Here is a 13,804-nt window from a genome sequence, read left to right on the forward strand (position 1 = left end):
AGGGCCCGGTGGGGGTGCTGGTTCAGCCGACCTGGACGGTCAGCTGTGAGTTGACTGCTTCGAGGAGCACGCGCGGGGTGGCCACGTCCGTCAGGGCCGAGTCGTCCAGGATGACGTCGTACTCGCGCTCGATCCGGCCGCCGGTCTCCAGTAGTGCCAGGGACTCGTAGCCGAGCTGCCCGAACTCCGTGTCCAGGATGTCGCCGTCCAGCGCGCCGTCGGCCGCGCCGGCACCTTCCAGAAGGATCTTCTTGAGGTCGTCGATGGTGAAGCTGCCGTACACGGGGACTCCTTCATGATTGGTTCTGGGGATGCGGGTCGTCGGCGCGGACGACCATGGCGGAGTTGAACCCGCCATGACCACGGGCCAGGACGAGCGCCGTGCGCACTTCGGCGGCGCGCGGCCGTCCCACCACCAGGTCGAGGTCGTACTCGGGGGCCGGCCGTACGTGCAGGGTCGGCGGGATCAGGCCCTCCCGGATGCTGAGGAACGCGGTGGCCAGGTCCAGCGGGGCGCCGCCGGAGTACAGCCGGCCCGTCATCGTCTTGGGCGCGGTGACCGGGACGCCGCGGGCACCGAAGACCGCGGTGATGGCCTCGGCCTCGATCCGGTCGTCCTGCGGGACGCCCGCCGCGTCCGCGAAGACCACGTCGACGTCTCCGGCACCGACTCCGGCGTCCGCCAGGGCCAGCTCGATCGCCCGTCGCAGACCGGGCTCGCGGCCGCTCCCCGCACGGGGGTCGAAGGTCGTTCCGTACCCGCAGACGAATCCGTGGATCCTGGCACCGCGCCGGCGCGCGGCAGCGGCGTCCTCCAGGATGAGGATGGCCCCGCCCTCACCGGGTACGTGCCCCTGGGCCGCCGCGTCGAACGGCAGGTAGGCGCTGGAGGCCTCCTCACTGCGGCTCAGCCGGCCGGAGCTCATCTGGGCGACCCAGCCCCAGGGGCAGACCGAGGCGTCGACGCCGCCGGTCACCAGCAGCGGCGTGCCCTTGCGGATCAGCCGACGGGCCTGCGCCACCGCGTCGAGTCCGCCGGCCTGGTCGCTGACGACCACGCCGCTCGGGCCCTTCATCCCGTGGCGGATGGAGATCTGGCCGCTGTTGACGGCGTAGAACCAGGCGAACGACTGGTACGCGCTCACATACCGGCTGCCCTTGCTCCACAGCTGTTGGAGCTCGTGCTGCCCGAACTCGAACCCGCCGGAGGCGCTCGCCGTGACGACACCCATGTCGAACTCGGGGAGGTCCTCGGGACTCACTCCCGCGTCGGCGAGGGCCCAGTCCGCGGCGGTCAGGGCCAGCCGTGTCATGCGGTCGGTCTGGGGCAGCAGCCGGCTGGGGAGGTGGTCCTCGGCCGTGAAACCGGGTACTTCTCCGGCCAGCTTCGCCGGATACTGCGCCGGATCGAAGCGCGTGATCCGGCCGATGCCGCTCTTGCCGCCGCGGGTGGCAGACCAGTAGTCCTGTGTGCCGAGGCCGTTGGGCGCCACGATGCCCATGCCGGTGACGGCTGCCGAGACGGTCACGCCGCCCTCCTGTCGGGTCGTGCCAGCACCATCGCGCTCTGGAAGCCGCCGAAGCCGCTGCCCACCGTGAGCACCGAGTCGGTCAGCTGGTCCCGGGCCGTCAACGGCACGTAGTCCAGGTCGCATTCGGGGTCGGCGGTGTGCAGGTTCGCGGTGGGAGGGACCACGTTGTGCTCCATGGCGAGGACGGAGGCCGCGATCTCGATGGAGCCGATGGCGCCGAGGGAGTGCCCCACCATGGACTTGATGGAGCTCACCGGCGTCCGGTAGGCGTGCCCGCCCAGGCTCAGCTTGAAGGCGGCCGTCTCGTGGCGGTCGTTCTGCTTGGTTCCGGAGCCGTGCGCGTTGACGTAGTCGATCCCCTCGGGATTCATCCGGGCCTCGTCGAGCGCCGCGGTGATGGCCGCGGCCATCTCGGCGCCGTCGGCGCGGAGCCCCGTCATGTGGTACGCGTTGCTGCGGGTGGCGTAGCCGGCGATCTCCGCGTAGACGTGCGCGCCGCGGCGCCGTGCGCTCTCGAGTTCCTCCAGGACGAACACGGCAGCGCCCTCCCCGAGGACGAAACCGTTGCGGGTGGCGTCGAAGGGACGTGAGGCGTGCTCGGGGTCGTCGTGGCGGGGGGTCGTCGCCTTGATCGCGTCGAAGCAGGCCATCGTGATGGGTGAGATCGGCGCGTCGGACGATCCGGCGACGACGACGTCGGCGGTTCCCTCGCGGATCAGCTCGACGGCGTAGCCGACGGAGTCGATGCCCGACGTGCAGCCGGTGGAGACCACGGTGCACGGGCCTTCAGCGCCCACGGCCCAGGCCACCTCGGCGGCGAAGGAGCTCGGTACCAGGAAGTTGTAGAGGTGCGGAACGGCGTAGCCGTGGTCCACGAGGTGGAGCCGGCCGCTGTCGCTGACGGTCCGGTACTCCTCGTCCAGTGACATGGTGGCGCCCACCGCGGTGCCGATGGTGACGCCGACCCGGTGGGGGTCGAGTGCCGCGAGCTCGATGCCGCTGTCGGCGACCGCGCCGCGGGCCGCGACCACGGCGAACTGCGCGGCCCGGTCCATCCGCCGGACTTCCTGTGGCGTCAGGCCGTGTGCCTCGGGAGAGAAGTCGATCTCCGCGGCCACCCGGGAACGGAAGGGCGTCGGGTCGAAGAAGGTGATGCCGCGCGTCGCGGTCCTGCCCTCGTTCAGCAGGCGCCAGAAGTTCTTGGTGCCGACACCTCCGGGAGCCAGCACCTCTACGCCGGTGATGACTACGCGCCGGTCGGTCACGCGGACGCCTCCCACGTGTAGAAGCGCCGGGCCATGGCGTCGGCCGGCGAGCGCCAGGTGCTGGGGTCGTACGCCTCGATGTACGGCTTGAGGTCGTCGCTGATCCGCTGGAAGCGAGGGTCGGCCTTCGCGTCCTCGATCCGCTCCGCGCCGTTGTCCGAGTCGAAGTCCTGCAGATGGAAGTAGAGACCTCGGTAGCTGAACAGTTGGCGTCGGCGCGTGCCCATGCGGTGCGGCATTTCGGTCGCGTCGAAGCCACCAAAGAGTTCGGCCACGTCGAGGCTTGCTTCGGGGTCCATTCGGGCCACGATCAAGGTGCTGTGCATTGCGTTCGCTCCTTTCCGTAATCGGAGGCGTGGAGCCAGTTGTCCGGCAACCACCTGAGACTCATCGGGATGTGTTCTTGCGAAGTCCGCAGCACGGCGGCCGCCGCGTGCTCCGGGGGTGCGGCCACATCGCTGACGGTCCAGCCGCGGGGGTGCCTGTGGGGTGCCGCGACTCCGAGGTAGTCGGTCCGCAGGCCCCGGGTCAGCCCGCTGCCCGTCGCCTTGAGGAAGGCTTCCTTGCGGGTCCACAGGCGGGTGAAGGCGGCTGTCCGCCGTGGCACGGGGAGTGGGGTGAGCTCGGCCTGTTCCGCCGGGTGCAGCCGGTGCAGCACGGTGGCCACCCGCGAGGGGCGGGCCACCGGCTCCACGTCGACGCCGATCGGATCCGGCGCCACTCCCAGCATGACCGTGCCGGCTTCCCCGCTCTCGCAGTGGGAGAGCGAGAAGTGCAGCGGCGCGTCCTCGACGGCGGGCCGTCCGTGCGGGCCCCCGCAGCCCGGGCAGGGTTCCCGGACCATGCGGAGGTCCGCCGGTGCCGCGCCGAGGTACGTGGAGAGCACCCGGCGCAGCATGAGGTGCGAGGCCACGTAGAGGTACCGGGCCGAGCGGCGGGTGTGGCGGGCTGCCCGCCGCCGCTCGGCTTCGTCGAGGTCGTCCTCGGCGAGGTCGTACTCGGCTCGGTCACCGCCGGACGGAGGCCGGACCCTCAGGAACCACAGATCCGCTCCCTCCGGCCAACCGGACACCGGTCAGGCGGCGGTGGCGGACTGAGCGTCGGCGAGCACCGCGTAGACGCCGTTCAGGTCCACCAGGCGGGAGACGTCCGACTCCTTGATGCTGACGCCGAAGGTCAGCTCCAGCGAGGACACGATCTCGATGAGGCGCATCGAGTCGGCGTCGTGCTCGTGCATGAAGTCGCTGTCCTCGGTCAGCTCCTCCTCCTCGATCTCGAGGGTGTCGCACACGATGGTCTTGATCTTGGCCTTGACGCTGTCGTCCAGCATTTCGACTCCTTTGATGAGAACTGCCTGGGGAGGAAGGCACACCGCTTCCGGTGCGGATGTGCCGGGGGGAGGTCACATGACCAGGCCGCCGTCGACACGCAGGACGGTGCCGGTCATGTAGGTCGCCGACAGCAGGAACATCACGGCGTCGGCGGCCTCGTCCACGGTGCCGAAGCGGCCGAGGGTGGTGTTCGCGAGGACGGACTCCCGTACGCGCTTGGAGAGTTCGGCCGTCATGTCGGTCTCTATGAAGCCGGGGGCGAAGGCGTTCACCCGGATGTTGTAGCGGCCGACTTCCTTGGCGAGCGCCTGCGTGAAGCCGTGGATGCCGGCCTTCGAGGCGGAGTAGTTGGTCTGCGAGGCCTGGCCGGTGAGGCCCACCGTGGAGGAGATGTTGACGATGGTGCCGGACTTCCGCTTCATCATCGGCGTGATCGCGGCACGGCAGACGTTGTAGATGCCGTTGAGGTTCACGTCGATCACGCGGGACCAGTCCTCGTAGGACATCATGAAGATCGGGGCATCGCGCACCACGCCGGCCGAGGTGATCACGGCCTGGACGGGGCCCACCGCGGACTCCACCTCGTTGACCCACGCCTGGACGGCGGTGGGGTCGGCGACGTCGACGCGGGCGGACACGGCGCGGCCGCCCAGCTCCACCGCCGCCTTCTCCACCTCGTGCGCGGCATCCGCGTCGGACTGGTAACAGAAGGCGACGTCATAGCCGTCCTGGACCAGGCGGAGGACGGCGGCGCGGCCGATGCCGCGCGAACCACCACTGACCAGGGCGACGGGTCGGGTCTCTTCAGTCGTCATTGCTTGCTTGTCTCCTAGTTGCCTCGGCGGTCGCTCAGCCGCAGCAGCACCGCTGCGACCGGACCGCTGACGTCGACCGATGTGATGACGGCGAGCCGCCCGGCGGCGGTCGGTTCACGCCGGGCCCTGTCGAGCACCTGGGCCAGCTGGAACGCGGCCGACACGGAACCGGTGTCACCTATCACGCTCGGGAGCGGGTAGGTCAGGGTGTGCGGACCGAACATCTCCGACAGCACGGACAGTTCCTGCCGCCCCGTGGCGTCGTCCGTGCCGGACGGAGAGGCCGTCCACACGTCCGCGGCCTCGGCACGGGCCGTGGCGAGCACCCGGCGGACGGCCGCTCCGACCGTTTCCACCACCCGGTCGGGACCGGGACAGATGCGCGTGTCCACGGCGAGGACCTCGGCCAGCACCTCGTCCTCCGGCCCCGGTGCCGACCGGAGCGCGAACATGGCGCAGCCCTCGCCGAGGACCGGGCGGCTTCCCGCCCGGTCGTGGTACGCGATCCACGAGCGCGCCCGGGAGTATTCGTCGGCGGCGCCGAACAGGACCGTGGTCGCGCGGCCGGCACGGATCAGCCGGCTGGAGTAGCCGAGCGCGTGCAGGGCCGTGGGGCGGCCCCCCGCGATGGTGCTGTTGGGACCCTTGAGCCCGTACCAGATCGCGCACCGCGCCGCTGCCGCGTTCATGACGGTGTAGGGGATGACGGCGGCGTCGACGTGATAGGGCAGGTCCGCGGCCAGGGAGCTGCGGGTGAACTCCATGGTCGACTGCAGGCTGCCCGCGGTCGTGCCGAGCACCAGGCCGACACCGGGTCCGGGACCGGGCTGGATCTTCTTCAGCAGGTCACCGGTGGTGGCCACCGCGAGGCCGGTCACCCGGCTCATGGCCCGGGTGCCCTTCTTCCCGAGCAGGGTGCGCAGTTCGAAGTCAGGTACCAGGCCGACGAGTTCGTCCTGCGTGTCCCAGGCCTTCCGGTCGCAGGGGGTGAGCGCCACCCGCGCCGAGCCGACGCCGTCCTGGAAGGCCTGCTGGCCGATGCCGTACGGGGATATGGCCGACCAAGCAGTGATGACGGGGTTGCCGGAGGTGCTCACGCGGTGGACTCCTGGAAGCGGCCGAGGACGATGACCGAGTTGTTGCCGCCGAAGGCCAGGCCGTTGCTCTGGACGACCTTCAGATCGGCGGGCACCGAGTGGTTCGGGACACAGTCGATGTCGCACTCGGGGTCGGTCTCGACGTGGTTGATGGTGGGGGGAATGAACCCGTGGGTGATGGCCAGCGTGCTGGCCACGGCCGCCAGTGCGCTGGCGGCTCCCATCGTGTGACCGATCATGGACTTCAGTGAGACCGTCCGGGGCGGGTCCTCTCCCCAGATCTCCCTGATCGCCGCGACTTCGGTGACGTCGTTGGTCTTGGTGCCGGTGCCGTGCGCGGAGATCAGGTCCACCTCGTGGGGGGCGACTCCGGCGTCATCCAGCGCCAGCCGCATGCAGCTGGTCAGACTGTCCTGGTCCGGGGCCACCGGGTGGTAGCCGTCGCAGTTCAGCCCGTATCCGAGGACCTCGGCGTAGATCCGCGCGCCCCGGCGGACCGCGGACTCGGCGCTCTCCAGCATCAGGATGCCGGCGCCCTCACCGGTGAGGATGCCCTGGCGGTTCTTGTCGAACGGGCGGCAGTAGTCGGGGGCGATCGTCCGGAGCCGGTAGAAGATGTTGAACGTCTTGCGGCACACGGCGTCGGCGCCGCCGCAGAGCGCGAACTCCGCCTCGCCGGACCGGATGGCGTCCAGGCCGTTGCCGATCGCGTAGTTGCCGGCCGAGCAGGCGGTCGTCAGTACGGCGGTCTCCACGTCGGACAGGCCGAGCTCACGGGCGATGGCCGTGGACAGCCGGTCGGCCGGCAGGCGGCCGGCGAGGGCGGGGTCCATGGCCTCCGGGCCGCCGGCGAGGTCCTGTCCGGCCAGCGCGTCCAGGTCGCGGGTCTCCGCGTCGGAGGTGCCGATGGTGATGTGCCCCCGCTGCCCCTGCAGATCGGCTTCGGTGAGGCCCGCGTCGTGCATGGCCATACGGGCCGCGGCGGCGGCGAAGGTGCCCGCCCGGCCCAGCTGGTCGCCCAGGGTGTGCACCATGGGCTCGGGGTCGAACCCGATGACCTCGCACCCGTTGGTGTGTTCGTAGCCGGTGGTGTCGAAGGCGGTGAGGGGGGAAGCGCCGTTGCGCCCCTGCCGCAGGCCTTCGGTGAACTCGGGCGCGCCGATTCCGATGCTGGACACCACGCCCAGGCCGGTCACGACGACTCGGCGGCGCAGGTCGGCCGCGGGCGGGGAGGAAGAAGCAGACATGTGAGTCCTTACCTGTTACCGGGCATGTGCAGTACGGCGGCACAGACCTCCGCGGCGTGGCCACTGGTCAGCACCACGGCGTCGTGCCGGGAGCTCCAGGCGTCCCAGTGCTCGGCGAGGGCGAGCCATACGGCGGTGCAGTAGGAACCGGCGGCCGTCGTGTGGTGGTCCGCGTCGGCGGCGGCCGACCTCACGCGGCCCGCGTCGATCCCGGGTCCGGACACGACCAGGGGGTTCGCGGACCCTTCGAGCGCCTCGTCGAGCAGCTCCCCCAGGTCGTCCGCGGACCGCCCCGTGTGCACGGCGCCGAGCCGGGCCCCGGGGACGTCGCCGGTCTCCTCGGGTGCCAGGGAGACCAGCACGCCGGAGTCCGTCAGTCCGTCGCCGAAGGGCAGCGGCTGCGGCAGCGTGGTCTGCTCCACGACCGCGAGCACGGTCCGGGACGGCCGACCGGTCTGCTCGTGCGCCGCCGCGATGCGCAGTGCGGTGAACGGAGCGCAGGCCCCCTGCCGGGACAGGGCGAAGCTCTGCGCGTTGCCACCGGTGCGGTGGTTGAAGTAGGAGGCCACCGCCCGGTGCAGGTGCATGTCCGGCACCGCGTAGGCCAGCATCGCCAGGTCGGGGGCGAACCCGCGGACCGGGTCCCCCTCGACGAGGAGGTCGACGAGGTCCGTCTGGCTGACGTTGGTCCCGCTGCGCATCAGCTCCTCGTGCGCGGGCGCGCCGAAGGCTGCGGCGAGGTCCTCGTGGTAGCGCGTCTGCCAGGGGTCAGGCACATGGGGCCGGGGGGCGGGTGAGATGACGTGGGACAGCACACGCAGTGACAGGCTCATGCTGCTCCTTTCGGAACGAACACGCCGGCGGCATAGGTCATGCCGAGACCGAAGGACAGGAACAGGTGGGGGCGCCCCGCCGCCAGACGTCCCTCGTCTCGCAGCGTCACGTAGTTGATGAGGGCGTCGGCCGCCATGCAGTGGCTGTAGCGGGGGATGTTGTCGAAGAAGAACTTGTCGACGTCGAACTTCATCTGGCGGATGGCCTCGGCCCAGAAGTTGGTGTTGGAGTTCGTCGGGAGCACGAGGTGCAGGTCCTCCAGGGCGAAGCCGGACTGCTCGACCGCCGCCTCGATGACCTCCCGGACCACTCGGGGCCGTTCGCCGCCCGATTCGCGGTGCTGGGCGGGCGTCATGTGCACGCCGTCGAAGTGCTCACCGAACGTCCGGGTCACCAGGGAGCGCAGTTCCGCGCCCTCTCCGGACAGACCCACCAGGGCGGAGGCCGCGCCTTCGGCGAAGACACAGGAGTTGAAGATGATCCGCATGTCGCGGGCGAACAGCTTCTCCCCGGAGACGACCAGCGCCTTGGCCGCCGGGTCCCCGTCGGCCCGCAGCAGGGTGCCGGCGATGTCGATGGCGCTGAGTGTGGTGGAGCAGCTCTGGTGGGTCATGGAGAGGGCGGTGGCACGGTGCAGGCCGAGCCGCTGCTTGATCTCCTGGGCGACGTCCGCTTCGGCCGGCGCGACCTCCGTGGTCGCGTGCACGTACAGCACGTAGCGCACGGATTCGGGCGGCGTCCCGTCCAGCACCTCAAGGGCCGGCGGCAGGACGAGGTCGTACAGGCTCCCCGCCGGGTCGACGTGCAGTACGTCCAGGCCGTGCATGTTGCGGAACAGGTTGACCTGGGCGTCGTTGAGGCCCAGTTCCCGGGCCCGCTCCTCCACGGTCATCGTCTGCTCGGGGAAGTAGGAAGCGACCGCCTCCAGTGTGGTCGCACCGCTCAGTGGCATGTTCCCGCCCTGTCTCGTCGTCGGTTGCGGTTCGGGCGGCTCATGAGGCGCCGCTGCCGGGCAGGGCGAGCCACCACGGGTTCTGACGGGCCCAGTCGAGGGTCTGTGCCAGGCCGTCGTCCACGGAGGTCGTGCACTGCCAGCCGAGGAGCTCGCGGGCCTTGGTGTTGTCCGGCATCCGCCGGCCCAGGTCCTCGTACGCGGACCCGAGGTGCCGGGCGGTGTCGGCGGTGATCGGCGGGGCGCCGTCCCCGGCCAGCGAGACGATCAGGTTGATGATGTCCCTGACGGTGAGTTCCGTCATGCTGCCCAAGTTGAACGCCTCTCCGGCGGCCTTGTCGGTGGACGCGGCAAGCAGGGTCCCGGTGACGATGTCGTCGATGTAGGTGAGGCAGCGGGTCTGGGCGCCGTCGTCGTAGATCACGGGGGGCAGGCCGTTGAGCACCCGGTGGACGCTCCGGCTCACCAGGTAGGCGGGCCGCTGGCCCGGACCGTAGGCGTTGAAGTAGCGCACGATGGTCGCCTCGAGACCGTGGCGGTCGGCGAAGGCCAGGGTCATGTGCTCGGCCAGCGCCTTGCTGGTGGAGTACGTCCATCGGGACGCAGAGGTCGGGCCGAGCACCCGGTCCGCGTCCTCGGCCCACGGGACCTGCGGGTTCTTGCCGAAGACCTCGCTGGTGCTGGCCAGCACGACCTTGGCGCCGACGCGGTCCGCGCATTCGAGGACGTTGCGGGTGCCGGTGACGTTGATGTCGATGACGTCCAGCGGGCGGGCCAGGTACTGGTCCACCCCGACGACGGCCGCGAGGTGGTAGACGACGTCCGTTCCGGGCGGGATGGCGCCGGAGAGCTGCTCGCGGTCTCGGATGTCGCCCGTGACGCGGCGTGCCCCGTCCTCTTCGGACGGGAAGGCGGTGTCGAAGACCGTGACCTCGTCGCCCCGGGCCAGGAGCCGCTTCACGAGGTGGCTGCCGACGAATCCGGAGCCTCCCGTCACGACGCTGTGGGTCCTGCTCATCGGCGTCCAATCCCCCTGTAGACGTAGCCGTCGCTCCGGAGCGCGGCGATCTGTTCCTTCGAGTAGTACGCGCGCCCGTCGAGGAGCACGCACCGGTCGCGGACGGGCAGGGCGGCGAAGTCGATGCCTTCGAACTCCCGGTGCAGGGCGAGGACCGCCACGCAGTCGGCATCCCTCACCGCCTCGTCGAGGTCAGCGGCGGGGGTGAGTCCGAACAGGCGCCGGGCGGCCTCCGCGTCGACGAGCGGGTCGAAGATCCGCACTTCGCAGCCCGCTTCCCGCAGCCGGCGGACCACGCCCTCCACGGGGGTCGACCGCAGGTCTCCGGTGTTGTTCTTGAACGCCAGGCCCAGCACCGCGACCACGGAGCCGGCCGGCTCCTTCCCCGTACCCGTGAGCTCGTCGAGGACCAGCCGGGCCGCGTAGGCCGGCATGTCGTCGTTGACGGCGCGGCTGACCTGTGCGGTCCGGATCTCCAGGCCCCGGCTGCGGGCCGAGGTGGAGACCATCAGCGGGTCCTTGACCAGACAGGAGCCGCCGACACCGACGCTGGGCATCAGGATGTTGACGTTGCCGTTGCCCTTGGGAATGGTGTTCGCCGCGCTGATCACGTCGAGCACGTCGACCCCGAAGAGGGCGCAGTACTTGGCCATCTCGTTGGCCAGTGCGATGTTGAGGTCGATCCACCAGTTGTCGGCGAGCTTGACGATCTCCGCCGCCTCGACGGTCTCCTGGGGCAGCACCTCTACGTTCAGCGCATCCTTCCAGAACTCCGCGGCCCGCTCGGTGCCGCGCGGGCTGAGGGCTCCCACCACGATGGGGAAGGTGCGCAGCTCCCGCAGGGCCGTTCCCTCGGCGAGGCGCTCCGGGCTGAAGGCGACGTCGAAGGATTCGTCCGCCTTCAGGCCGCTGCGCTCCAGCACGGGCGTCAGGACGTTCCGGGTCGTACCCGGGGGGACGGTGCTCTTGAAGACCACCATCTGGCCGGCTCTGAGGTGCTCGCTCAGCGCCCGGCAGGCGCCGAGCAGCTGCCGGTCGTCCAGCGCGCCGTCGTCGCCCACCGGGGTGCCGACCGTGACCAGGACGACGTCGGCCGCCGTTGTCGCGGCGTAATCGGTGGTGAAGGTCAGCTTGCCGTCCTTCACCACGCGGAGCAGGGTGTCCTCGAGGTCGGCCTCCTTGAAACGGACGTAGCCGTCGTGGAGTTCCTCGATCAGCGTGGTGTCGGTGTCGACTCCGATGACGTCCAAGCCGCGGTCGGCCAGGGTCGCGGCAAGGCACGACCCGACGTATCCCAGGCCGATGACGGCCACCTTCACATGTCCAGACACGGAAAAGGCTCCAAGAGAGTGTGTGGGTGTCACAGTCCGGCCGCGGAGGACGTCCCCGCGGCCCGTCGGACGGCGCTCATCAGTTCCGCCTGCCTCAGCGACGCCTCGGCGAGGCCGGCCGGGACGGTCCGGTCCCGGACCGCGGAGAGGAACACGTCGAGGGTGCGGGCGACCTGGTCGTCCGGCGGCAGTACCGGGGTTTCGGTCCCGGCGCCCGTCACCAGGCGCAGCAGCGGGGCCTGGCCGGCCGGGGGCGTGAAGGCGTGGTCCACCTGGATCCGGCCCTCGCTCCCCCGGATCTCGTACTGGGAGGCGTAGGAGTGCTCCATGCCGAAGGTCAGCTGGGCGGTCACCCCCCGGGGCCCGGTCAGCAGCACGGCGCCGGAGGTTTCGACGAGCCTGCCCTCGCCCTGCGTGAGCGCCGCGCCCACCACGCGCAGGTCCCCGCCCAGGAAGTGCAGGGCCGCCCGGATCGGGTACAGGCCGACGTCCCACAGGGCTCCGCCGCCCAGTTCCGGCACGTGCCGGATGTCGTGGTCCGGCAGCCGGGGGATGGCGAAGGTGGCGTGCAGCGACCGGAGTTCACCGATGGCTCCGTCGGCCACGAGCTTCCGCGCGTACGCGTGCTGGGCGTGATGGACGAACATGACGTTCTCCATCAGCGTCAGGCGCAGGCTCGCGGCGAGTTCCAGGAGCCGCCGGGTCGTGGCGGGGTCGGCGGACAGCGGCTTCTCCGCCAGGACGTGCTTGCCCGCGCGGAGCGCCGCCTCCACCCACGGTGCGTGCAGGGCGAGCGGGAGCGGGATGTACAGGGCGTCCACGTCGTCGAGGTCGAGCAGCCCGGCGTATCCGGCGACGGCCCGGCAGCCGTACGCGTCGGCCAGCTCGCCGGCCTTCTGCGGGTCCCGGCTGGCCACGGCGGTGATCTCGGCGCCGTCGGCGGCGGCGACGGCCGGCATCACGCGCCGTCGGGCGATGCTCGCCGTGCCCATGATGCCGATGCGCAGCGGCCGCGCGGTCACGCTGCCCGCCCGGTCGCGACGGCCTGGGTCTCGCTGCCCGGCCGCGTGTTCGGGACCGCCAGGTTCAGGCAGGCCAGCAAGGTCCGGGCCTGCATGTTGAGGTAGTGGCCGTGCCGGCCCAGCGAGGTCAGCTGGGCCGGGGTGGCCCAGCGGAAGTCTGCGGGCACGTCCAGCTCCGGGTCGACCTCCACGACCATGTACCGGCTCTCCGCGTTGAGGAACCGGCCGCCTTCCTCCGAGTGCACGGCGTCGTAGATGATGCGGGGTTCGCCCGCCGCCGTGACGAGGTCCAGGAAGGCGGGCCGCTCCTGGCGCGGGAGGTGCGCGTGGTTGCCCGGGGTGCACTGGACGGTGGGTCCGATCTTGACGGCATCGCCGAAGCCGGCCTCGGTCCTGGCGTGTGCGAGCACCTGCAGGGTGCCTTCGTGACGGCGCGCCAGGAAGCAGGCGGTGCCCCGGCCGACCGGTTCCAGCAGCGGCTGGGTCCAGCCCGTGACCTCACGGGTGTCGGCCCGCACGGACGCGGCCACGATGCGGAAGTAGCGGCCGTGCTCGTGGTCGACGGCCCACTCGTCCCGGTTCCAGGAGGGCAGGCCCTCCAGGGGGACGAGCCGGGACGACACGTGGTAGCGGGCGCGCACCCCGGTGAACCAGGACAGCAGCTCGGTGTCCGCCTCCTCCTCGCCCGCCCCCGGGATGCGGCCCTGCGGGAGGCAGGACAGCACGGACCGGGTGTCCATGTTGATGACGTTGTCGAGGCGGAGCAGCTCACCGATCCGGGAGAGCGGGATCCACCGGTAGTCGTCGTGGGCGGGCACGTCGCCGGTGACCTCGACGATGATGTTGCGGTTGGTCTTCCGGTCGAACCACGAGCCCTGCTCGGACAGGAGGGCATCGGCGAGGACCCGTCCGTGCTCCCGGGTGGTGAAGTACTCCAGGTACCGCACCGCGTTGCCCCGGTGGACGCGGGTGTAGTTGCTCCAGGTCGCCTGCACGGTGGGCGAGAGCTGGAGCAGGTTGATGTTCCCCGGCTCCATCTTCGCCTGCAGCAGCGCGTGGAGCTCTCCGTCGATCTCCTTGACGAGCACGCCCAGGATGGCGTGTTCGGGCTGGTTCAGGATGGGCTGGTGCCACTCGCGGGGCGGTGTCGCACCGCTGCGGTCCTCCACGACCACGTGGTAGCCCTCGACGCTGAAGTACCTGCCGGTCCGGTGGACGAGGTTGCCCGTGCCGGCGGCGAACTCCCAGCCGTCGAGGTCGGCGAACGGGATCCGGGTGACCTGGAAGGCGCTGCTCTCGGCCCTCTGGGCAAGCCACTCGACTATGTCGTTGGTGCTCGTCATCTGCTCTTCTGCTCCGG

At 70.8% G+C, this 13,804-nt stretch carries 15 protein-coding genes; all 15 read right to left on the reverse strand.

From position 1 onward, the window contains the following. Positions 1 to 22: 22 nt before the first annotated feature. The 15 genes from ACZ597_RS15210 to ACZ597_RS15280 all read right to left on the reverse strand — a co-directional run bounded on the left by ACZ597_RS15210 (position 23) and on the right by ACZ597_RS15280 (position 13,787). A complete protein-coding gene (locus ACZ597_RS15210) occupies positions 23 to 283 on the reverse strand; it encodes a phosphopantetheine-binding protein (protein ID WP_471329335.1) in 261 nt (86 codons plus the stop codon). 10 nt (positions 284 to 293) lie between these two features. Continuing rightward, positions 294 to 1,502 (reverse strand): ketosynthase chain-length factor, encoded by a 1,209-nt coding sequence (locus ACZ597_RS15215; protein WP_471330101.1) that lies wholly within the window; start codon positions 1,500 to 1,502, stop codon positions 294 to 296. Positions 1,503 to 1,525: 23 nt separating this feature from the next. Beyond that, a complete protein-coding gene (locus ACZ597_RS15220) occupies positions 1,526 to 2,797 on the reverse strand; it encodes a beta-ketoacyl-[acyl-carrier-protein] synthase family protein (protein ID WP_471329337.1) in 1,272 nt (423 codons plus the stop codon). Further along, on the reverse strand, positions 2,794 to 3,123 hold the full coding sequence (locus ACZ597_RS15225) for a TcmI family type II polyketide cyclase (protein ID WP_471329340.1): 330 nt from the start codon (positions 3,121 to 3,123) through the stop codon (positions 2,794 to 2,796). Before ACZ597_RS15225 ends, ACZ597_RS15220 begins: the two co-directional genes overlap by 4 nt. After that, positions 3,108 to 3,869: a 4'-phosphopantetheinyl transferase family protein gene (locus ACZ597_RS15230; RefSeq protein WP_471329342.1), complete on the reverse strand. Its 762-nt coding sequence runs from the start codon at positions 3,867 to 3,869 to the stop codon at positions 3,108 to 3,110. The genes ACZ597_RS15225 and ACZ597_RS15230 overlap by 16 nt, the downstream gene beginning before the upstream one ends. Positions 3,870 to 3,872: 3 nt before the next feature. Next, a complete protein-coding gene (locus ACZ597_RS15235; protein ID WP_471329345.1) occupies positions 3,873 to 4,127 on the reverse strand; it encodes an acyl carrier protein in 255 nt (84 codons plus the stop codon). A 72-nt stretch (positions 4,128 to 4,199) separates the two neighbouring features. Next, entirely contained in the window at positions 4,200 to 4,943 is a 744-nt protein-coding gene (fabG, locus tag ACZ597_RS15240; protein ID WP_471329348.1) for a 3-oxoacyl-ACP reductase FabG, read from the reverse strand. 14 nt (positions 4,944 to 4,957) lie between these two features. Further along, entirely contained in the window at positions 4,958 to 6,040 is a 1,083-nt protein-coding gene (locus tag ACZ597_RS15245; protein WP_471329351.1) for a beta-ketoacyl synthase N-terminal-like domain-containing protein, read from the reverse strand. After that, positions 6,037 to 7,287: a beta-ketoacyl-[acyl-carrier-protein] synthase family protein gene (locus tag ACZ597_RS15250; RefSeq protein WP_471329353.1), complete on the reverse strand. Its 1,251-nt coding sequence runs from the start codon at positions 7,285 to 7,287 to the stop codon at positions 6,037 to 6,039. Before ACZ597_RS15250 ends, ACZ597_RS15245 begins: the two co-directional genes overlap by 4 nt. Before the next feature lie 8 nt (positions 7,288 to 7,295). Then, positions 7,296 to 8,120, reverse strand: coding sequence for a hypothetical protein (locus ACZ597_RS15255; protein ID WP_471329356.1), 825 nt, complete (start codon positions 8,118 to 8,120; stop codon positions 7,296 to 7,298). Beyond that, complete coding sequence (locus tag ACZ597_RS15260) at positions 8,117 to 9,073, reverse strand: 3-oxoacyl-[acyl-carrier-protein] synthase III C-terminal domain-containing protein (protein ID WP_471329359.1); 957 nt, start codon at positions 9,071 to 9,073, stop codon at positions 8,117 to 8,119. The genes ACZ597_RS15255 and ACZ597_RS15260 overlap by 4 nt, the downstream gene beginning before the upstream one ends. 40 nt (positions 9,074 to 9,113) lie before the next feature. Next, positions 9,114 to 10,091, reverse strand: a complete 978-nt coding sequence (locus tag ACZ597_RS15265) for an NAD-dependent epimerase/dehydratase family protein (RefSeq protein ID WP_471329362.1) — start codon at positions 10,089 to 10,091, stop codon at positions 9,114 to 9,116. Further along, on the reverse strand, positions 10,088 to 11,422 hold the full coding sequence (locus ACZ597_RS15270) for a nucleotide sugar dehydrogenase (protein WP_471329365.1): 1,335 nt from the start codon (positions 11,420 to 11,422) through the stop codon (positions 10,088 to 10,090). Before ACZ597_RS15270 ends, ACZ597_RS15265 begins: the two co-directional genes overlap by 4 nt. A gap of 29 nt (positions 11,423 to 11,451) precedes the next feature. Continuing rightward, positions 11,452 to 12,444 carry a Gfo/Idh/MocA family protein gene (locus ACZ597_RS15275; RefSeq protein ID WP_471329367.1) on the reverse strand — a complete coding sequence of 331 codons (993 nt, stop codon included), beginning with the start codon at positions 12,442 to 12,444 and terminating at the stop codon, positions 11,452 to 11,454. After that, positions 12,441 to 13,787 (reverse strand): NDP-hexose 2,3-dehydratase family protein, encoded by a 1,347-nt coding sequence (locus ACZ597_RS15280; protein ID WP_471329370.1) that lies wholly within the window; start codon positions 13,785 to 13,787, stop codon positions 12,441 to 12,443. Before ACZ597_RS15280 ends, ACZ597_RS15275 begins: the two co-directional genes overlap by 4 nt. Positions 13,788 to 13,804: the final 17 nt, after the last annotated feature.

It is taken from the genome of Streptomyces sp. NPDC040718, from assembly GCF_055593565.1.

What these genes read in the sequence shown, in the direction of transcription:
- ACZ597_RS15215 (WP_471330101.1), bottom strand. Translation starts at nt 1,502, where the DNA reads ATGGGCATCGTGGCGCCCAACGGCCTCGGCACACAGGACTACTGGTCT.
- ACZ597_RS15225 (WP_471329340.1), bottom strand. Translation starts at nt 3,123, where the DNA reads ATGCACAGCACCTTGATCGTGGCCCGAATGGACCCCGAAGCAAGCCTC.
- ACZ597_RS15235 (WP_471329345.1), bottom strand. Translation starts at nt 4,127, where the DNA reads ATGCTGGACGACAGCGTCAAGGCCAAGATCAAGACCATCGTGTGCGAC.
- fabG (WP_471329348.1), bottom strand. Translation starts at nt 4,943, where the DNA reads ATGACGACTGAAGAGACCCGACCCGTCGCCCTGGTCAGTGGTGGTTCG.
- ACZ597_RS15250 (WP_471329353.1), bottom strand. Translation starts at nt 7,287, where the DNA reads ATGTCTGCTTCTTCCTCCCCGCCCGCGGCCGACCTGCGCCGCCGAGTC.
- ACZ597_RS15255 (WP_471329356.1), bottom strand. Translation starts at nt 8,120, where the DNA reads ATGAGCCTGTCACTGCGTGTGCTGTCCCACGTCATCTCACCCGCCCCC.
- ACZ597_RS15260 (WP_471329359.1), bottom strand. Translation starts at nt 9,073, where the DNA reads ATGCCACTGAGCGGTGCGACCACACTGGAGGCGGTCGCTTCCTACTTC.
- ACZ597_RS15265 (WP_471329362.1), bottom strand. Translation starts at nt 10,091, where the DNA reads ATGAGCAGGACCCACAGCGTCGTGACGGGAGGCTCCGGATTCGTCGGC.
- ACZ597_RS15280 (WP_471329370.1), bottom strand. Translation starts at nt 13,787, where the DNA reads ATGACGAGCACCAACGACATAGTCGAGTGGCTTGCCCAGAGGGCCGAG.